The organism is Methyloceanibacter sp. (assembly GCF_049590335.1).
Taxonomy (GTDB): domain Bacteria; phylum Pseudomonadota; class Alphaproteobacteria; order Rhizobiales; family Methyloligellaceae; genus Methyloceanibacter.
Window position 1 is genome coordinate 1 of sequence record NZ_JBAWCQ010000007.1, and the last position, 3,329, is coordinate 3,329.

Here is a 3,329-nt window from a genome sequence, read left to right on the forward strand (position 1 = left end):
GACGTACATCATCACCGTGAGGCGGATCACCTCAGGTGAGCTGTTGAAATAACGGAAGGGATTGCGCATCGCCGGAGGCTAAGGATGCCCCCTGCTCGGCTCAAGCAAATTTACTCTGACAATGCCAATGATGATAATCGGCGAGGAACCGCAGAGCTATCCCAGTTACCGTGACATTGCCGACGTGAGCGCTGAGGGCTCGAAGCCCCTCACTCCACCGGAACTCCATTGTTCTGGGAAATTAGGTGGCGCTTAGCGGCGCCTATTGCCACCCCCCAGGATGCCTAAGCCCAGCGGACCGCGCGAGCGTGGCTGGGTGGTCGTGGTTGCTCCACTGCCTCGCGGCGCCGATTGCGTAACGCTGCAGGGCACACGCCCTGGCATCTCCGCTCTTGGCTGCACGATCGTCCCAAGCAGGTTGAACGGAAAGGCCAGCACGCCGGTAACGGAACTCGTCGCCGGACTACCAGTCAACCTCACGCTCTTGCTGCCGATCTTGCCCTGTATCGCGAAAGGATGTGCGGTCTGGATAAATTGCGGCCGAAGCGCCTGTGGCTTGAACCGAAGATCGATTGTGTTCGCAAGATAGTCGACATAGCCAACGCCCACGGCTTGCACGTTCCGTGTCTCCAGCACAAGACCACGGGTTTCGCCCCGGCCGTTCCTGAAGGTGAAAGGCGCCACGGCACACACGAGCGTCGCCTGGTTGCCTTTACGAGCCCGGGTCAATAGCCACCGCGGCAGGTTCATCCCTGTAAGATCAAGCAGCGCCGTTCCGATTGAGCCGTTGCGCAGAGACATTGAGATTGAACCGTTCAGCGAACGTGGAATTTGCGCCTTCGTATTGCCTGCACCCGACAAGTCATAGGTCATATTGAGTGCGCCACTCACCGGGAAGCTGACATCCATCTCCCTCAGCATGGCGCCGATAGGCAGGCTGTTGACGCTGCCCTTGAGCGCAAAGGTCTTTTCCTTGCCCGTGGTGTTGATATTGCCGTTGGCTGAGGCCTTCCCGCCAAGATATGTCATAGCGAGCGGATCGAGCCCGATGACGCCGGCGAGATAGGTGACGCGGCCTTGGATATTGCTCGCGTTGTTGCCGCCTCCCGCGATCTTGGCGACCTTCACCTGCATATCCACGAACAAAGTCTCCCAGATTTTCGAATAATCGAAGACGTCCTCGTCATCCTCGTCGGCGTTCTCAAGGTAGACGACATCGATGGACGCAAGCTTCGTGAGATCATCGAGGTGGAGAAGCTGCGTTGACACATCGCCGGAGAGAACCGGCTTGCGCTCCTCCGACAACGACCCGGCGAGCGAACCGTTTAGGGTGGTCTGGCCCACGAGCATGATGCCGGTCATGGCAATCTTTTCGTCGCTTCCGGAGATGGAACCATCGAACTTGACTGGACCAAGCTTCTCCACATCGCTGCCCAGCGCCTCGGCAAATTCTTGAAACTCCGGAATCTCGAGGTGAGTGGCGAATTTGAACGCCTTCGCTTCGGGAATATCATCGAACACCAAATCGATGCTTAGCTTGATAAGGTTGCTGTCCCTGACCTGGGCGGAGAGGTGCTCGATTCCAAGCGAGCCGTCGGCATCGGAGATGGCTACGTCGCCGGAGAGATGGCCGAGTTCTCCCGCGTGCTCCTCCGCTGCAAGATCGAGGAAATCGACGGTGGGGAAATCGATTTCGCCTTTAAGGTCGACGCCGGCAAAACTGATGATGTCCTTCACTGTCCCCGCGAGGTGCACGCTGGGGCGGGTGGGATCGCCGGCCAAAACCAAAAGGTCGTAAAGACCAAGTCGTCCATCCTTGTCCTTGTAGAGCCGCTCAGCGGTAATCGGGCCGACATCGCGGAGACTAGTCCTGACGGAGGTGCTGAAAATGTGAAAGTCGCGAACCAAGACACCGTCGCGTGAGCCCTCGATACGGCCGTTGAACCCGATAATGCCGATATCGTAGATGGGGCGCGTTTCGCCTTCCGCGAGCGGTTCCTTGGCGAACGTGCCGTCGACTGTCAAATCGAGCCCGGTGCCTGCCGTGATGTCGCCAATAGCACCGCTGACCACATATTTATTGCCTTTCTCGAAGGCAAGCTTCAAATCCAGAGCGCTGAGCTTCAACGTATCGAGCGGGCCACTAAGGCGTGTGGACAAATTACCCGCTCCCGCCAAATCACCTCTGATGTCGTAGACCATCAGGAAGCGCTTTAGGTCCGGCGCCACAGCGGTCACGGTCATGTCCACCGTGTCGCCTTCGAAATCGAACAGACCGGAGTCGAGTTTATAGATGCCGGCAAGCGTCAAATTCAGGCCGGCATGAACCACCGCAAAAGCAAATTTGCGCTTGTTTTCGTCCTCGCCCGGCGGGTCGACATCACCGTCGAGCTTCCAAGGCTCTCCATTCAACTGGCCGGTGCCGCTGACGGCGACCCCACCATCCTCTGACCCTTGGCTTTCCAGCTCATCGAGGGCGTATTGCAGGCGAAAACCACTATCGAGGTTGACGTAGTTCACCGTGGCTTCGCGCAAGAGAAAATCTCTAGCGACGGGGGAGTGCACAAGGTTGCTGACGAGCTCCGCGACGCTGACGTCGCTTTCGTCCTCCTCCGCGCGTCCTTCGGGAATTTCGATGGACAAATTCAGTCCGTCGACGACGAGTGCGTGGAGTTGAGGGCTAACGGCAATCATAGGCAGAAGAGGCACCTGAAGCCTCATTGATCGCGCCGACAGGCTCTTTAGGTCGGTCTGGGAATTGCCTCCCACCGCGACGATGTCCTCGATCGTGACTGTTGGTGCCCATCCAAAGCTGATTCGGATTGGACCTTTGACATCGACTTCGGCATCGATGGCGGTGGAGAGGAGACGCTCGACACTCGTCCGACGCAGGGGCTCGAACGTCTCTGCATAGAGCACGGCCAGCGCCATGACCGGCACCGATAAGATCACACAGCCGAGAAAGACGATGCGGGTGAACAACCGCAAGGGAGATGACGAACGCATGGAGTGACCTAACCAGGAGCGCGCGGGCACAAAGAGCCTATCTCAAGGCAGCACGGCAGCAAACCACACGGTTTCCGCTTAGGGGTCATTAGCAGACATCGGCGCGCGGCTCAGCTATTTTCGCTTTGTGCTCGCAAGCAGACATTCCGCGGTGCTTCCCGGTCGCCGCCGCATATGTTGACCCCCATATGCCGCTCGAGGGCATTGTCAGACAAACCTGACCGAGCCTGCGTAGGGTACTGGTCTGAAGCGTTCAGGCCACCAGCTGACGCCACTCGGCTAGGGCGGCAGAACGATTTCGTTTGAAGATGTCGCGGCTGTTG

General features: G+C 58.3%; 1 protein-coding gene. It reads right to left on the reverse strand.

The features are described from left to right. Positions 1 to 252: 252 nt before the first annotated feature. The gene (locus WBQ77_RS00530; RefSeq protein WP_424044308.1) at positions 253 to 3,006 is read right to left on the reverse strand and encodes an AsmA family protein; all 2,754 of its coding nucleotides are present in this window, start codon (positions 3,004 to 3,006) and stop codon (positions 253 to 255) included. Positions 3,007 to 3,329 lie beyond the last annotated feature (323 nt).

What these genes read in the sequence shown, in the direction of transcription:
- WBQ77_RS00530 (WP_424044308.1), bottom strand. Translation starts at nt 3,006, where the DNA reads ATGCGTTCGTCATCTCCCTTGCGGTTGTTCACCCGCATCGTCTTTCTC.